We start from the raw sequence: 12,897 nt of genomic DNA, 5'->3' as shown, positions 1-12,897 counted from the left end.
ATCTACCTCTTCATATGCCGGTAGCGGCTACTTCGTGGGCGTCCTGCCTGTTCGATGATTAAAGTATACATAACGTATACATAAATTCAACTACAAAATGTATACATATTGGATGATTAAATATTACCTATTGATTTTTAAATGAATAAATTTTTGTTCGAATTGAATATTGTGATTACGGTCACGAATTGACCAAAGGAGGGATATAGACAGGCACAAAAAAGCCCTCGCAGGGAGGGCTGGAGGGTTAATTAATCTTCATCATCAAATAAATGGTTGTACTCACCGTACGCCATCAACTCTGGATCATAAATATACCCAGATTTCTCTATAATTCTTTTTTTCTTGAAAAGTTTATATTGACGCTGTGCGTGCTCATTAGCTTCATCACGTAGAGCCGCACCATTTCTACTATCAGGAAGGAGTTCGTATTCGTTAAATAAAAGTAGTTTATCAATATGCTCATTTAACGATCTCATTGTCATTTGTTTCCCTTTAAGTGCTGTTGTTTCTGCATGTAAAAGGAACTGCTCTGACAAAAGATTCATTCTGTATAATTCTGTTTCTTTGAGGTAATTTTTCCCAACAGTTACTTCTTTTTGTGTTGGCGACACTCCTGCAAAGGTACTGAGACCCATATTATCATCTTCATGGTTTGCTCTATCTAGAATCAATCTTGCACTTACCATCCCAGTGATTGCATAGTGAAACTTGTCTTGCATTTTTGAGTAGAAATTTCTAACTTCTTGAGACCTGCTGTCATAATCAGATGCACTTTCTTTAAAACAATATTTTAACTTATCATATACATGGCGCTCATCAGCTCTAATAGCTCGAATTTTTGCAGCAAGTTCATTTGTCTTTTCTGGAGATTCTCGTAACGCCTTTTCATTGATAACAAAGCCATCACGAAGGTATGATTTTATTAACTCAGAAGCCCAGCGCCTGAATTCAACCGCTCGACGACCATTAACACGAAACCCTATAAAGGTGACCATATCTATATTGTAATGGTATATTGTTCTGGTAACTCTCCTGTTCCCCTCATTTCGAACTAGTCGGAATGGGCGACATGTTGAAGAGGGTTCTAATTCACCATCATTATAGATGCTAGTTATATGCTCTGAGATTGTATTTCTTTCAACATCAAAAAGCTTGGCAATTTGCTTTTTTGTCACCCAAACTTCTTGAGTTTCTCTATCTATCTTGACGTCAATTAATTGACCATCTTTTTGATAAACTTCAACTTTAAAATCAGGCCCACAATTTTTTGACATTGAAATTTCCTTTATTCTCTAGATTTCAACAACCATTCCTAGTGCGTAATCGAATATAATCCAAGTTTTTAGATTGGACATAAGACCACTAGATGCGTGTGGCCTATATTAAGAATATGATCAGCATAACATTTCATAATGTTATGATTTACAGATGAAAAACCTTTTGCTAACCTGCTTTATTGCCACGTTTTGCCAGCATCTCGGCGAAAATTGCATCAAAATGTGCTGATTTTATTTTCAATTCTTTCAAAAAACGAGCAGCTTCTTCTGACGGTAGGTTGTCAAACAGATCTAGCAGCTCCTGTTGCTGTTTTGATAATTTTGACCTGGGTTCAATGTCTACTGTATTCGTTGGTTGATCATCTGTAGTCGAAATTGTGCCATCTGGATTTAATATAACCTTCCTGATCCCTATAAAATCTAAAATAGCTGCAATCTCCTTGAGCGGTGGCTCTCTCCTTCCATTTAGCCAATGCCCTATCGCACCCCGAGTCACTCCGAGATGTTCAGCTAATTTATCGTATGTAATGCCAGTGACCTTCATTTGGTCTTTGGCCATATCAAACCAGTTCATGTTCATAGATAAATTATACAATCCGTATACAATATTTTGGACTCACAATTAGTACACTCCTGTTGATGTTTTGAATACAATGTGTATACTTTAATTCTGAAAAGGAGGTTAGCAGCATGAACAAATTACGTTTATACCGTGAACAGCTTGGATTAACTCAATCAGAATTAGCTGTTCAAATGGGCTGCACAGCCGGTGCGATATGTCATTATGAAACTGGCCGTAGAAAAATAGATCTCGCATTGTGCCGTAAATTTGTCGAGATTTTTAATGGCAACGGTGTAACTGTTTCTCTCGATGACATATTTCCACCAAAAGCAGCTTAGTATCCCAGTTGTTGACAATGAATGCTCCGCCCGTGTGGAGAGTCCCTATCAAGCCATTGGTAGGCTAAAAACCATAACTGAACCTCTTAAAGAGGGGCAGTTCCTATCAATTTGCACGCCGATATTTTCGGTACGCAAATCTGCATGTCGATATTTTAATGTTCAAATTATACCCATCATCTATCTCAGGATAGTTGATCTCTCTTTTTATTTTCTAAACAAAGTTTAACTGTAATTTCACTTTAGGAATTTTACGTACCTGAATAATCACAAGCCTTGGTGAAAATGATAATCAAGGAATAATAAAATGAGTATGATTTTAATGGCTAAGGCCATGCAGATTAAAGTCGGTAATCCGTCAAGGAAGCTGGTACTGATTAAATTAGCCGATAACGCCAATGATAAAGGCGAATGTTTTCCATCTTACCAACATATCGCAGATCAGTGTGAAATGAGCCGCAGGAGTGTGATTAGTCACATTGATGATTTATGTAAACAAGGTTTGGTCAAAAAGGTTTATCGAAAGGGTGAAAAAGGCAATTCATCCAATATTTACATCTTAGATTTAGATGGTGCAAAAATTTCACCCCCTAGTGAAAATTCTGCACTAGGGGTAGTGAAAGAATTTCACCACCCTAGTGAAAATATTGCACCACCCCCTAGTGAAAATTCTGCACCCAGAACCAGTCACTCTTTTGAACCAGTCAATGAACCTATAAAAACAATAGCGAAAGTCGCTAAAGCTCCTCGTGGGAAAAGTAAATATTCGTTCAGGGGAGAGATAATAAAACTCAGTCAAAAAGACTATGCCAATTGGAAAAAGATTTACCCTCACATCGATCTGGATACTCAATTGCAACGACTAGATATCGAATTTCAGGCCGAGATGCCGAAGAACTGGTTTATTACTGCCAGCCAAAAATTGAATTACCAGAATAGCCAACAATCCAGTCGCCATAAGTTCCATGCTAGTCGTATTACTCAACCTGTTCGTACAGAGCAGTTTATATCGGAGGACTTTTGATGAGCATAAAAACACTGGCTCGTTTTCGTCAGATGATGCCTGAACATATCAAACCAAAATTTACTGATCCGAAAGAGTTAATGGCGTGGCATCGTGAACAGGGGGAGATTGACTCAAAACGCATTGCCGAAGAGAACCGAGTTAACCGACTGAATAGGATCATGGGGCGTTCTGGTATCAGCCCGTTACACCAAAACTGCACGTTTGATAACTACGTCACAACCACCCCTGAGCAGCAACAGGCACTGGCAAAATCGCGTCGGTATGCTGAGAGCTTCGGTCGCTCATTCGGTGGGTTTATTTTCAGTGGTAATCCCGGTACGGGGAAAAACCATCTGGCCGCCGCTATTGGTAATCACCTAATGCAGAACGGGCGGAGCATCCTGATAGCTACTCTACCTGATTTGATGATGCGAGTACGTGAAACCTACCAGAAAGACACGAAAATCAGTGAATCAGCATTGGTTGATGATTTATGTGCTGTTGATTTGCTGGTGCTCGATGATGTCGGCGTACAGCGTAATAACCTGAATGAGGATTTAATTATTTTTCAGGTAGTGGATCGGCGTCTGGCAAACAAAAAACCGGTTGGCGTGCTGACGAATTTAGATTTTGAGCAACTGACTACAGTTTTGGGTGAGCGAGTTATTGATCGTCTACGAATGGGTACACCCACCGTAATTAATTTCAACTGGCAAAGTTACCGCCGCCAAGTCAAATAACCCCACCATAAGGACTTTTGAGATGAAAAAGGCTAAAAAAGGAACAAAGAATTTACTAATTCGAGTATCAATAGCGTCTTTCGTTTTGGTTCCCCTCTTAGTAATTATTATTCTCACGTGGCCTATCCAGCAATTGAATAAATCCTCCAATTGGTTATTCCAGAGAGTTTATAGATTTGTGATAACTAACTATTTCGAAAGGGTAAGATAATGAAAATCAAACAGCTACAACAACAGATTCACCAACAAAATATCGACGCGGGTTGGTGGGATAATCCCCGTGAACGCGGAACATTGCTCTGTTTAATCCACTCCGAAATCAGCGAGGCAATGGAGGGGGAACGTAAAAATCTAATGGATGATCACTTACCTCACCGTCCTATGGCTGAGGTTGAGTTAGCTGATGCTGTCATCCGCATTTTGGATTATGCAGAGGCATTTGGGTATGACGTCGAGGGCGCGATTGCCGAAAAATTAGCATACAACAGGCATCGGGCAGACCATAAACGAGAAAATCGCGCCAAATCTGGCGGTAAGGCATTTTAATGAAAATCAAAACATCGAAACTAACGGGACAGGCGTTGGATTGGGCTGTGGCGTTGGCTCAGGGGTGGCAAAAAATGGCGGATTACAACGGATACTCAACACCTAATGGAGTGGTGCTAGTCTCTGAATATGCTCCGTCGTGGGATTGGGAAGTGTGCGGGCGGTTGATTGAGGAATTCACAATGGATTTATCTTGTGAAATCGAAACAACCGGTACCATTTGGTCCGCGAAAGAATATTATTATTCGAACGGTTGGAGTTATGCAGAAACTCCGCAAATCGCCATATGCCGCGCTGTAGTCTCTTCTAAATTAGGCGACGAAGTTGACATCCCTGATGAACTACTGGAGGCAAAATGACAGACAATGTTGTTCCCCTTAAATTCAGCAAAGATAAAAAAATCAGCATTAGCACCTCAGTCACTTCCAAAACATCCGAGCAATCCCGCTGCAAACATCTAGCAATAACAGTCAATGAGCAGTACCGTACCATCAAATGTAGTCGGTGTGGTTGTTATGTCGATGCATTTGATTATCTGCTGGCGCAGGCGTATCGAGCTGAACACGCGGTGCGAGAAATTCAAGAGTTGGTCAAGCGGCGGGATGATCTGAGAGTCTCATGCGACAAGCTACAACGGGAAGAGAAGAACATAAAAGTTCGATTGCGGGGCGCTAAAACACAACTGCAATTTCTGGAAAACGATATCAAGAGGGCAAATGACAATGGCTAGAACAGCAATTGAACGACTGAACAATTCAGCAGGTCATAATTACCAGTGGTCAGCAATGTGCCGGGTTCATCTCTGTAGAAAATGTGGCACAGCAGAGCATCGCAGCGGTTGGTATTGGTGGGCGGGTTATAAATCGAAAGTTGAGCCGCCGTGTGCATACAATCCACAAATTGATAGCGCAGAAATGCGAAACTGGTGTGCAGGCAATGCAACTTATGAGGGGTTATAACGGGGGTTAGGCATGGATAATTTCTGCCTACATGAATCGAATAAAAAACTATTTTACGACAACCTGAAACAACTACTCGCCACTCATCAAAAACTCAGTATCTCAGTCAAACCCTACAAGCCCAAACGCACTCTCTCTCAAAATAACCTTTCCCACAAATGGTACGACGAAATCAGCAAATATCTGATTAAGTCAGGTCGTACATGGATGACGCCGGAAAAGGTTAAACACGATTTAAAGGCAACCTATTTGGGCTTTGAGGAAATTAAGTACACGGATTTTGTGACTGGCGAAATATATACAAAAGAACAATTGCGGAAGACATCGGAACTGGACACCGGGGACATGTATCAGTACATGAGCCGGGTTGAAGCATGGTGTGCTCAGTTTGGTCTGGCACTGACAATTCCGCATGACAGCGAGTACATGAAACTCAAACAGGAGCAGGAACGGTGAAATACCTCATATTCATCGAATTTTGGTTCGCATTATCACTAATGATGGGACTGGCGTTAGGGGGATAGGATGGCAAATTTACGGAAAGAAGCACAAGGCCGAGAATGTCAGGTCAGGATACCGGGCATTTGTAACGGAAACAGTGAGACCGTGGTTCTGGCTCACTATCGGATGGCAGGCATTTGCGGTACAGGAATGAAACCGCCTGACCTATTCGGGGCGTGGGCATGTTCAGCGTGTCATGATGAAATAGACCGCAGAACGAGACTGACAGATACAGACTATGCACACATGGCTCATTTAGAGGGTGTAATCAGGACGCAATCAATATTGCTATCGGAGGGTAAGATTTGACGTGAAAGTCTATGATATATCGCCCGTCCCCAAGCCACGGATGACACAGGCGGACAGATGGCGAAAACGAAAGCCGGTATTAAATTACTACGCCTTCAAGGATGAAGTCAGACTCAACAAAATCACCCTTCCCGAATCGAATTACCACATCATCTTTGTACTACCCATGCCGCCAAGCTGGAGCAGGAAAAAGCGCTTAGAAATGAACGGCAAGCCACACCAACAAAAACCCGATAAAGACAATCTTGAAAAAGCGTTGCTTGATGCCGTCTTTGATGATGACTCTCGCATCTGGGATGGTCGGGTTACGAAGATCTGGGGTGAAAAGGGGCAAATTATTATCAGGGAGCTGGAGACATGACATTCACCGATCTAACCACCGTCATTGAGGAGGCGCGGTGGATGAGAACTAAATCCGGTCATCATCGTTGCGTCATACAACAATCTAATGGGGAGATGGTTATCAGAGAAGAGCGAAAATTAAATACAAATATTGTCATGTATTCCACCTATTACGACAGGGTTCACACAGTATTACCGGAGGTGAGATGAGGGATATTAACAGCTACAGGCATGTAGCCAATACGCCAAGGAAATCATACCTAGGTAAAGTGCGCAGATTAACGCCAGCACAGGAGCGATGGGTCAAAGCGATCTTATCACTATGGGCTGATGAAATGGGGGGGGCAGCCTATTCTGGGGGATATGGTGGTGGCTGCGATGGAATCTGGCGATTTGTCAGCGGATGGTCAGGAGAGCAGCAAGAGAAGTTTATGGATGTATTCGATAGCCTAAGAACTGCCGGATATAGAGGGGAAGAACTGCTGAAAAAAGCCCACATGATTTTATTTCCCAAGCAATCACTCAGCAACATGTTTCAACGCGCCAACGATGTAGATGAAGCTGATTTTGTAGAACAGGCTATCTTGAAAGCTTTTAGTAAGTCTAGCCCCGTATATGTCCTCGCCACTGATTATTATCTTCGCAGAAACACTGTGCAAACTCTCGCAAATTATATGCAGAGTGATATCGCTCCGTGGTTAACCATCAAGCAATGCATTGATCGGGTGAAATGGTGCATTAGTTTATTTCATGCAAAAGTCTATATGGTTTTACAGGATGAAATAGTAAGAGAACGCTCACAAAAAGGAATAGAGACAATAAATATTTCTGAAATAACTTGAAAATAAGTTATGGAAGTGTATATTTTAGGTATGCTCGGAGCAAGAAGCGAAAGAGCGGGTAACAAGGCAAATCGGGGCGGCGCTTGTTATCGATTCCGCCCAGTTGGTCACTTCGATTTAGGTCTGGGACTCCAACCACTCCGGCTGAGAGGTCGGAATAATTCCCAAGCCTCGCACTCGCGGGGCTTTTTGCTATCTACCTGTCGTAAATCCAACTACGAAAAGATATTTCGTAGTTCAAAATCCCGTAATAGTCAGGGATATTCAGAGGAATATTCTTGTTTATCGTTATCGGAATTCCGGCATCGGAACAAATTCAAATAGTTAGGAATTCCGAACAGCTCATTATCCAAGGCTGCGTATGGCGTGGCTTTTTTTGTTTTGTGAGGCGCTTTATGGAAATATCCATAATTACGTTAATTTCCCTTAGTGTATCAATGTTTAGTTTTGGTTGTGTGTTTGGCCTCATGCTAAAGCGTGACTGATAAGTAATGTCAACAACATAGCTCCAAATTTGCCACCGCAATCACTCCCAGAACCTCAGTCTCTCCTATTGCGGCTGGCAACCTACTCACCACAACTCACAGGGGTAACCATCGTTCACCCCACGGACGCCCATTGTTCAGATGGGGTGGAATATGAAGATGAAAGAAAATCCTGACTTATGGGCTGACATATTAAACGGCCTGAAAAACTCGTGGCCGCAAATATCCGGCTCTGTTTTGGCTGCCTTGATTTGCTACGGGCGCCTGATTTATGACGGCGTGGAACGAAAGAACCGCTGGGTCGAGGCACTCCTGTGTGGTGCGCTGTCATGGAGTGTATCCAGTGGGTTAGAGATGTTCGGCATTCCTGCCAATTTTGCACCGGCTATCGGCGGTGCCATTGGTTTTATTGGTGTTGAGAAGCTACGCGAGTTTGCTGTTCGTGCCATTAATAAACGTTTGGGAGGTAAAGAGTGACCAGAGGTATTCGCAACAACAACCCCGGCAATATTCGCCACGGGGACCAATGGCAGGGACTGTGCAGCAGGCAGACTGATAAGTCATTCTGTCAGTTTATCGCACCAGAGTACGGTATTCGGGCGATACTCAAAATCCTGCGCAATTACGTGAAACTCTACGGCGATAATACCATCCGCCAGTTTATTTCCCGATGGGCACCACCGAATGAGAATAATACCGAGAGCTACATCACGTATGTGAGCCAAACAGTCGGTGTATCCAGTCATGCCGTGATTGATGTTAACGACAAATCCATCATGACAGCATTGACTAAGGCGATGATCCAGATGGAGAACGGCAAGCAGCCTTATTCTGAGGCAACGTTTGAAAAAGCGTTTGAGTTGCTATGAACGCCTACGAGAAGGTAGTACTCGTTATTATAGCCGGACTCATTGCTTGGTCTAGTTGGCTGATGGCATCATTAAACGAAGTAAATGATTTAAATAAAAAACTAACGACTGACTTCAATGAACAAGTTGCTATCAACGCCACCCAGCTAGAGCGTATCCAGCACCTCACAGAGTTAGACACTAAACACATTCAGGAACTCGCCAATGCCAAGACTAAACTTGATGAGCTTAGCGATACTCTGCGCGCTGACATTAAGCGCGTGTACGTCAAAGCCGAGTGTCCCGTGTCTGAAACCGCTGCCCCCTCCGGCGTGGATGGTTCAAGACCCGCCAGACTGGCGAAAGACGCTGAACAGGATTATGTACGTCTCCTCGGAGAACTCGAAACCCTTGAAGCCCAGCTCCTCGGACTGAGGGATTGGGCGAAGACTGAATGCAGAGGAAATAATGGAAAACCAACACCGTAAAATTACGGGTTACCGTGAATTAACCCAAGATGACATTGATTGCATGAACAAGATTAAGGCACTTGGAGAGGAACTAGGTAAGCTCTATGACTATCTTGTGGTTACCAACACACAAACGGGCAGTCATCAAATTGATATGCGTTGGCTGAATGAAGGCCGTACGGACTTGCAAAAAGGGATTATGTGCTGGGTTCGTGCAGTGGCCCGGCCAATGACATTCTAATCACCACCCCAGAATCATTTGCTCAGGAGTGGCAGGAGTAGGTTAAGGGCGTGGTGTTGGTACTCGTTTGAGTGGTTGATGTTTTAGTTCTTGAATGAGTTGGTGTTATTTATCAATATAAAGTAATTATTCGTTTTTGAGTTTAATTGATGTATACTGGTTTTTTATACAGTCACAATGAAGGAGGAGGGAATGTTTTTAAACAAATTTGCTCGTCTTGCATTAACTGCAACTTCTGTGGCTCCTGTATGCATCACATTGGCCTATTTGTCTCTTATCCAAAAAAACCATATCATGCTTGGTGTATATATAGCTATAGGAGTTATAAGTGTTTGTTTCTGTATTTTTATATTGAATTATTCTATTCATCATTCAGAACAAACAAAAAAGAATATAAAAACAGCCACTCCGGCTAACAAAGAAGTAACTAATTACTTTTTGACATATTTATTTCCATTACTTAGTACGTCTGGAACATTTCTTGACTGGAAAATTGCTGCATTCTTTTACATTAGTTTGCTTATTTATGTTTCTTTCTCTGAGGGTTATAGTTTTAATCCGTTGCTATCATTCTTCGGTTATAAGTTTTATGAAGCAGAAGATGAGACGGGTGTTAGTTTTGTATTGATTACCAAAACAGATTTATTTTCAGTGAATAACGATAGATTAGATGTTATAAAGCTAACAGCTCACACATACATTGTTGTTTAATTCACAAAGGAAATTACTTATGGAATTATTTGCTATAACCGACACTGGTAAAATTGTGAGGGTTATCACAGACTCAACGACACAAAGATCTGTAAGTACCTTGTTTGAAAAACAAAAAGAATATTTTGAAAATAATTACACAACATCTGTAGAGTTTAGTGGCGGTTATATTACCAGTCCTGCGGAGTATTTTTGCATTGATAATTTTGATGATGTTATAGGTGTTCTTGATGCAATTCAGACTCCTACCTCAATTCAAGAGTGGAGTCCTCAGGAGATATCTATTTTTAACATAAAAGCATTGTTTTCTGGTGAAATTATTTCATCTGAAACAGGTGTCAATATAAAAGCTTATCTTCAATGTTTTGATAAAAGGCAAATAATAGATAATAAAAAAACATTGTTTCATAGTATATTTCAAGATAAAAATACCTTTAAATTGTCTGATTCCGATGGTTTGGTTATCGATAATAAGTTAACTGCAATACTTGAAAATAATAAATTAAAATTCAAAAGTTTTCATATGTTGAGAAGAATATTCGATGTCGATGGATATTTTAAAGAAGCCACTGATGATGATTTAAGGGCATTTTCGAATCATGAGCATTTCCATATTACAAATGGATTTGACCTTACAAGTGTCGCAGATACTGTAATAAGGAAGAAAGTATCATTGATAAATAAATCAAGAGTCTTAGAGGATTACACTGTAGACGATTTGTTATCCATAGCGAAAGTAAATGACGTAACTCTTGATTTAGAGATATATGAAGATGACGGTGAAAAGAGAATTGCAATGCCACAAGAAAAAAAACACATCAAGAGGCTATTGAGTTTTTTGGATGAGGACTATTTCACTTCACAAATTACCCAGACACTATATCAGACAAACTCTAAGAAAAAAGTGAAAAAAACTTAGTGTAGTTGCTATCTCACAATGAATGATGATCATTAAATCACTCTAACGCTTTAGTTATCACCAAACCCCAAGCCATCACATCCCGTGGTGGTTTTTTTATTCCTCTACCCATTCCCTTGAGTGGTTAAAGAAATAACCCATGCTGCCACCCGTTCCCATCGCGTACCCAACGCACACGGGATGGTGGCATTTTTATTTTCACCGCGCACCGAAAGCGCCAATCTAAACATCGAACCCCTATTTAGGAGTGAGCCTTTGAGGAGTCAGCTTGCTGATGCTCTTCGATGGGCTGATTTCCTATTTCGGCAAAGGTTCATTACCTAAGTAAGGATAAGCATCGTGAGTACAGCATTAACTTTCAAAGAAAAAGAAGTGATCCCTTTTGACAATGGCGATGGGAAAATTTGGTTTACGGGTAAACAAGTTGCTCAGTTATTGGATTACGCCAAAACCAAATCAGTAACCAATCTGTATAACGCTAATTCCGATGAGTTCACTTCAGCCATGACCGAGGTCATTACAACAGTGACCTCGAAAGAATCAATTACTTATAGAAATTTGAAGACGCGGGTTCGTATATTTTCATTGCGTGGACTCTATCTGTTGGGAATGTTGGCTGACACTCCTGTAGCAAAGGAACTGCGTAAATGGGTGCTGGATTTAATAGAAAAGGAAAGTCAGCCACGAGATTTGTCCTTGATGGATATGGAAAGCCTCAAGGAGCTGACCATTGGTGAAATGCAGAATCGTCTGGTGGCTGCCAATAAATGGTCATTCGACAACTTCGGTCGCAAAGGCAGTGATTTGATGAACTTGCGCAAGCACCATCTTAAGAAGATTCGTAAGGCTGAGAAGGCCATTCTTGAATTATCACAACTTGCATTGCCCGGACTTGATGAGTTCCCTGATGATGAGGGAGAACTCGCATGAACCACGAACAGTTTATCGAGAAGAACGTACAGGCCGAGTTAACCAAGCTCGGCTTTTCTTCATCTATAGCAGGGATGGCAAGTGACCGCGCAAAAGAACATTACCGCCGTTCAGCGTCAGCCAGCAGGAAAGGCAAGCTGTTTGATGATTGTCTGGACATTGCTAAGGCATGGGCGAGTAAATATTCGGCAGAGAAACCAAGGAAGCGGTGATTTTACAAAATTCTGCAAGGCATCCAATAAACGGGTGCTTGATAGAGTTTTGTATAGGTTTTGGTCATTCATGGTCTCAAAATTTGTCGGGGTTATATCAACCCGACCAGTTAATTATTCTGATTTATGGGGAAAAGGAACATGGCACTCACCGACAAACAAGAAATGTTTTGTCGCGAGTACCTCGTTGATTTGAACGCCACTCAAGCGGCCATTCGTGCGGGGTACAGCGAGAAGACCGCTAACCGCACTGCATCTGAAAACCTGTCAAAACCTGATATCCAGTCACGTATTGCTGAACTCAGGGCAGAGCGTAATGAAGAGGTCGGAATCAATGCGACCTATGTATTAAAACGATTGGTTGAAATTGACCAAATGGACATCCTTGACATTCTCACGGATGGTGGTGAACTCAAGCCAGTAAAAGACTGGCCTAAAGTGTGGCGTACCACGCTATCTGGTCTGGAAGTCGTTGAGATGGGTTCGCAAGATACCGCTGCCTTGCTCAAGAAGATCAAGTGGCCTGATAAGGTGAAGAATCTGGAACTGCTCGGCAAGCATATCAGCGTTCAGGCATTCCGTGAGCGGGTTAAAAATGAGCATGATGTTGTCGGAACGCTATCCGATCTGATGGATGAACTCTCCAAGGGATAACT

General features: G+C 41.9%; 23 protein-coding genes. 21 read left to right on the top strand and 2 right to left on the bottom strand.

From position 1 onward, the window contains the following. Positions 1-251: 251 nt before the first annotated feature. Positions 252-1,277 carry a RhuM family protein gene (gene rhuM / locus ACE1SE_RS11540; RefSeq protein WP_374051024.1) on the bottom strand — a complete coding sequence of 342 codons (1,026 nt, stop codon included), beginning with the start codon at positions 1,275-1,277 and terminating at the stop codon, positions 252-254. Positions 1,278-1,446: 169 nt separating this feature from the next. Then, the gene (locus ACE1SE_RS11535; protein WP_374051023.1) at positions 1,447-1,854 is read right to left on the bottom strand and encodes a helix-turn-helix domain-containing protein; all 408 of its coding nucleotides are present in this window, start codon (positions 1,852-1,854) and stop codon (positions 1,447-1,449) included. Between the two features lie 116 nt (positions 1,855-1,970). On the opposite strand from ACE1SE_RS11535, the gene ACE1SE_RS11530 reads away from it, so the two are divergent. From ACE1SE_RS11530 to ACE1SE_RS11430, 21 genes are all read left to right on the top strand, one after another. Then, entirely contained in the window at positions 1,971-2,180 is a 210-nt protein-coding gene (locus ACE1SE_RS11530; protein WP_338804447.1) for a helix-turn-helix transcriptional regulator, read from the top strand. Positions 2,181-2,487: 307 nt separating this feature from the next. Beyond that, the gene (locus ACE1SE_RS11525) at positions 2,488-3,204 is read left to right on the top strand and encodes a helix-turn-helix domain-containing protein (protein ID WP_374051022.1); all 717 of its coding nucleotides are present in this window, start codon (positions 2,488-2,490) and stop codon (positions 3,202-3,204) included. Beyond that, on the top strand, positions 3,204-3,926 hold the full coding sequence (locus ACE1SE_RS11520; protein ID WP_374051021.1) for an ATP-binding protein: 723 nt from the start codon (positions 3,204-3,206) through the stop codon (positions 3,924-3,926). Before ACE1SE_RS11525 ends, ACE1SE_RS11520 begins: the two co-directional genes overlap by 1 nt. A gap of 210 nt (positions 3,927-4,136) precedes the next feature. Beyond that, positions 4,137-4,472 carry a nucleoside triphosphate pyrophosphohydrolase family protein gene (locus ACE1SE_RS11515; RefSeq protein WP_374051020.1) on the top strand — a complete coding sequence of 112 codons (336 nt, stop codon included), beginning with the start codon at positions 4,137-4,139 and terminating at the stop codon, positions 4,470-4,472. After that, positions 4,472-4,831 (top strand): phage protein NinX family protein, encoded by a 360-nt coding sequence (locus tag ACE1SE_RS11510; RefSeq protein WP_374051019.1) that lies wholly within the window; start codon positions 4,472-4,474, stop codon positions 4,829-4,831. The genes ACE1SE_RS11515 and ACE1SE_RS11510 overlap by 1 nt, the downstream gene beginning before the upstream one ends. Further along, entirely contained in the window at positions 4,828-5,202 is a 375-nt protein-coding gene (locus tag ACE1SE_RS11505; protein ID WP_374051018.1) for a hypothetical protein, read from the top strand. The genes ACE1SE_RS11510 and ACE1SE_RS11505 overlap by 4 nt, the downstream gene beginning before the upstream one ends. After that, entirely contained in the window at positions 5,195-5,431 is a 237-nt protein-coding gene (locus ACE1SE_RS11500) for a hypothetical protein (protein WP_374051017.1), read from the top strand. The genes ACE1SE_RS11505 and ACE1SE_RS11500 overlap by 8 nt, the downstream gene beginning before the upstream one ends. Positions 5,432-5,443: 12 nt before the next feature. Next, positions 5,444-5,887, top strand: a complete 444-nt coding sequence (locus ACE1SE_RS11495; protein WP_374051016.1) for a NinB/YbcN family protein — start codon at positions 5,444-5,446, stop codon at positions 5,885-5,887. A 69-nt stretch (positions 5,888-5,956) separates the two neighbouring features. Continuing rightward, entirely contained in the window at positions 5,957-6,241 is a 285-nt protein-coding gene (locus ACE1SE_RS11490) for a DUF1364 domain-containing protein (protein WP_374051015.1), read from the top strand. Position 6,242: 1 nt separating this feature from the next. Continuing rightward, positions 6,243-6,602 (top strand): RusA family crossover junction endodeoxyribonuclease, encoded by a 360-nt coding sequence (locus ACE1SE_RS11485; protein ID WP_374051014.1) that lies wholly within the window; start codon positions 6,243-6,245, stop codon positions 6,600-6,602. Then, a complete protein-coding gene (locus ACE1SE_RS11480; RefSeq protein ID WP_374051013.1) occupies positions 6,599-6,793 on the top strand; it encodes a hypothetical protein in 195 nt (64 codons plus the stop codon). The genes ACE1SE_RS11485 and ACE1SE_RS11480 overlap by 4 nt, the downstream gene beginning before the upstream one ends. After that, the gene (locus ACE1SE_RS11475) at positions 6,790-7,425 is read left to right on the top strand and encodes a hypothetical protein (protein ID WP_374051012.1); all 636 of its coding nucleotides are present in this window, start codon (positions 6,790-6,792) and stop codon (positions 7,423-7,425) included. The genes ACE1SE_RS11480 and ACE1SE_RS11475 overlap by 4 nt, the downstream gene beginning before the upstream one ends. Before the next feature lie 638 nt (positions 7,426-8,063). After that, on the top strand, positions 8,064-8,387 hold the full coding sequence (locus tag ACE1SE_RS11470; RefSeq protein ID WP_244185884.1) for a phage holin, lambda family: 324 nt from the start codon (positions 8,064-8,066) through the stop codon (positions 8,385-8,387). Then, entirely contained in the window at positions 8,384-8,779 is a 396-nt protein-coding gene (locus ACE1SE_RS11465) for a structural protein (RefSeq protein WP_374051011.1), read from the top strand. The genes ACE1SE_RS11470 and ACE1SE_RS11465 overlap by 4 nt, the downstream gene beginning before the upstream one ends. Then, positions 8,776-9,246: a lysis protein gene (locus ACE1SE_RS11460; RefSeq protein WP_374051010.1), complete on the top strand. Its 471-nt coding sequence runs from the start codon at positions 8,776-8,778 to the stop codon at positions 9,244-9,246. The genes ACE1SE_RS11465 and ACE1SE_RS11460 overlap by 4 nt, the downstream gene beginning before the upstream one ends. After that, the gene (locus ACE1SE_RS11455) at positions 9,227-9,469 is read left to right on the top strand and encodes an Acb2/Tad1 domain-containing protein (RefSeq protein WP_374051009.1); all 243 of its coding nucleotides are present in this window, start codon (positions 9,227-9,229) and stop codon (positions 9,467-9,469) included. The genes ACE1SE_RS11460 and ACE1SE_RS11455 overlap by 20 nt, the downstream gene beginning before the upstream one ends. 192 nt (positions 9,470-9,661) lie before the next feature. Continuing rightward, a complete protein-coding gene (locus tag ACE1SE_RS11450; protein ID WP_374051008.1) occupies positions 9,662-10,180 on the top strand; it encodes a KwaA family protein in 519 nt (172 codons plus the stop codon). Between the two features lie 19 nt (positions 10,181-10,199). Next, positions 10,200-11,099, top strand: a complete 900-nt coding sequence (locus ACE1SE_RS11445) for a Kiwa anti-phage protein KwaB-like domain-containing protein (protein WP_374051007.1) — start codon at positions 10,200-10,202, stop codon at positions 11,097-11,099. Between the two features lie 339 nt (positions 11,100-11,438). Further along, on the top strand, positions 11,439-12,029 hold the full coding sequence (locus ACE1SE_RS11440) for a BRO-N domain-containing protein (RefSeq protein WP_374051006.1): 591 nt from the start codon (positions 11,439-11,441) through the stop codon (positions 12,027-12,029). Further along, a complete protein-coding gene (locus tag ACE1SE_RS11435; RefSeq protein WP_374051005.1) occupies positions 12,026-12,241 on the top strand; it encodes a hypothetical protein in 216 nt (71 codons plus the stop codon). Before ACE1SE_RS11440 ends, ACE1SE_RS11435 begins: the two co-directional genes overlap by 4 nt. Positions 12,242-12,382: 141 nt before the next feature. Next, positions 12,383-12,895 carry a terminase small subunit gene (locus ACE1SE_RS11430; protein ID WP_374051004.1) on the top strand — a complete coding sequence of 171 codons (513 nt, stop codon included), beginning with the start codon at positions 12,383-12,385 and terminating at the stop codon, positions 12,893-12,895. The last annotated feature ends 2 nt before the right edge of the window (positions 12,896-12,897 follow it).

The sequence above is a fragment of the Xenorhabdus taiwanensis genome (assembly GCF_036512875.1).
Classification (GTDB): domain Bacteria; phylum Pseudomonadota; class Gammaproteobacteria; order Enterobacterales; family Enterobacteriaceae; genus Xenorhabdus; species Xenorhabdus taiwanensis.
Note: the sequence above shows the minus strand (reverse complement) of the source record. Positions and strands in the feature narration are given on the sequence as shown.

What these genes read in the sequence shown, in the direction of transcription:
- ACE1SE_RS11530 (WP_338804447.1), top strand. Translation starts at nt 1,971, where the DNA reads ATGAACAAATTACGTTTATACCGTGAACAGCTTGGATTAACTCAATCA.
- ACE1SE_RS11505 (WP_374051018.1), top strand. Translation starts at nt 4,828, where the DNA reads ATGACAGACAATGTTGTTCCCCTTAAATTCAGCAAAGATAAAAAAATC.
- ACE1SE_RS11475 (WP_374051012.1), top strand. Translation starts at nt 6,790, where the DNA reads ATGAGGGATATTAACAGCTACAGGCATGTAGCCAATACGCCAAGGAAA.
- ACE1SE_RS11470 (WP_244185884.1), top strand. Translation starts at nt 8,064, where the DNA reads ATGAAGATGAAAGAAAATCCTGACTTATGGGCTGACATATTAAACGGC.
- ACE1SE_RS11450 (WP_374051008.1), top strand. Translation starts at nt 9,662, where the DNA reads ATGTTTTTAAACAAATTTGCTCGTCTTGCATTAACTGCAACTTCTGTG.
- ACE1SE_RS11520 (WP_374051021.1), top strand. Translation starts at nt 3,204, where the DNA reads ATGAGCATAAAAACACTGGCTCGTTTTCGTCAGATGATGCCTGAACAT.
- ACE1SE_RS11515 (WP_374051020.1), top strand. Translation starts at nt 4,137, where the DNA reads ATGAAAATCAAACAGCTACAACAACAGATTCACCAACAAAATATCGAC.
- ACE1SE_RS11510 (WP_374051019.1), top strand. Translation starts at nt 4,472, where the DNA reads ATGAAAATCAAAACATCGAAACTAACGGGACAGGCGTTGGATTGGGCT.
- ACE1SE_RS11490 (WP_374051015.1), top strand. Translation starts at nt 5,957, where the DNA reads ATGGCAAATTTACGGAAAGAAGCACAAGGCCGAGAATGTCAGGTCAGG.
- ACE1SE_RS11495 (WP_374051016.1), top strand. Translation starts at nt 5,444, where the DNA reads ATGGATAATTTCTGCCTACATGAATCGAATAAAAAACTATTTTACGAC.
- ACE1SE_RS11460 (WP_374051010.1), top strand. Translation starts at nt 8,776, where the DNA reads ATGAACGCCTACGAGAAGGTAGTACTCGTTATTATAGCCGGACTCATT.
- ACE1SE_RS11455 (WP_374051009.1), top strand. Translation starts at nt 9,227, where the DNA reads ATGGAAAACCAACACCGTAAAATTACGGGTTACCGTGAATTAACCCAA.
- ACE1SE_RS11535 (WP_374051023.1), bottom strand. Translation starts at nt 1,854, where the DNA reads ATGAACTGGTTTGATATGGCCAAAGACCAAATGAAGGTCACTGGCATT.
- ACE1SE_RS11500 (WP_374051017.1), top strand. Translation starts at nt 5,195, where the DNA reads ATGGCTAGAACAGCAATTGAACGACTGAACAATTCAGCAGGTCATAAT.
- ACE1SE_RS11480 (WP_374051013.1), top strand. Translation starts at nt 6,599, where the DNA reads ATGACATTCACCGATCTAACCACCGTCATTGAGGAGGCGCGGTGGATG.
- rhuM (WP_374051024.1), bottom strand. Translation starts at nt 1,277, where the DNA reads ATGTCAAAAAATTGTGGGCCTGATTTTAAAGTTGAAGTTTATCAAAAA.
- ACE1SE_RS11430 (WP_374051004.1), top strand. Translation starts at nt 12,383, where the DNA reads ATGGCACTCACCGACAAACAAGAAATGTTTTGTCGCGAGTACCTCGTT.
- ACE1SE_RS11525 (WP_374051022.1), top strand. Translation starts at nt 2,488, where the DNA reads ATGAGTATGATTTTAATGGCTAAGGCCATGCAGATTAAAGTCGGTAAT.
- ACE1SE_RS11445 (WP_374051007.1), top strand. Translation starts at nt 10,200, where the DNA reads ATGGAATTATTTGCTATAACCGACACTGGTAAAATTGTGAGGGTTATC.
- ACE1SE_RS11435 (WP_374051005.1), top strand. Translation starts at nt 12,026, where the DNA reads ATGAACCACGAACAGTTTATCGAGAAGAACGTACAGGCCGAGTTAACC.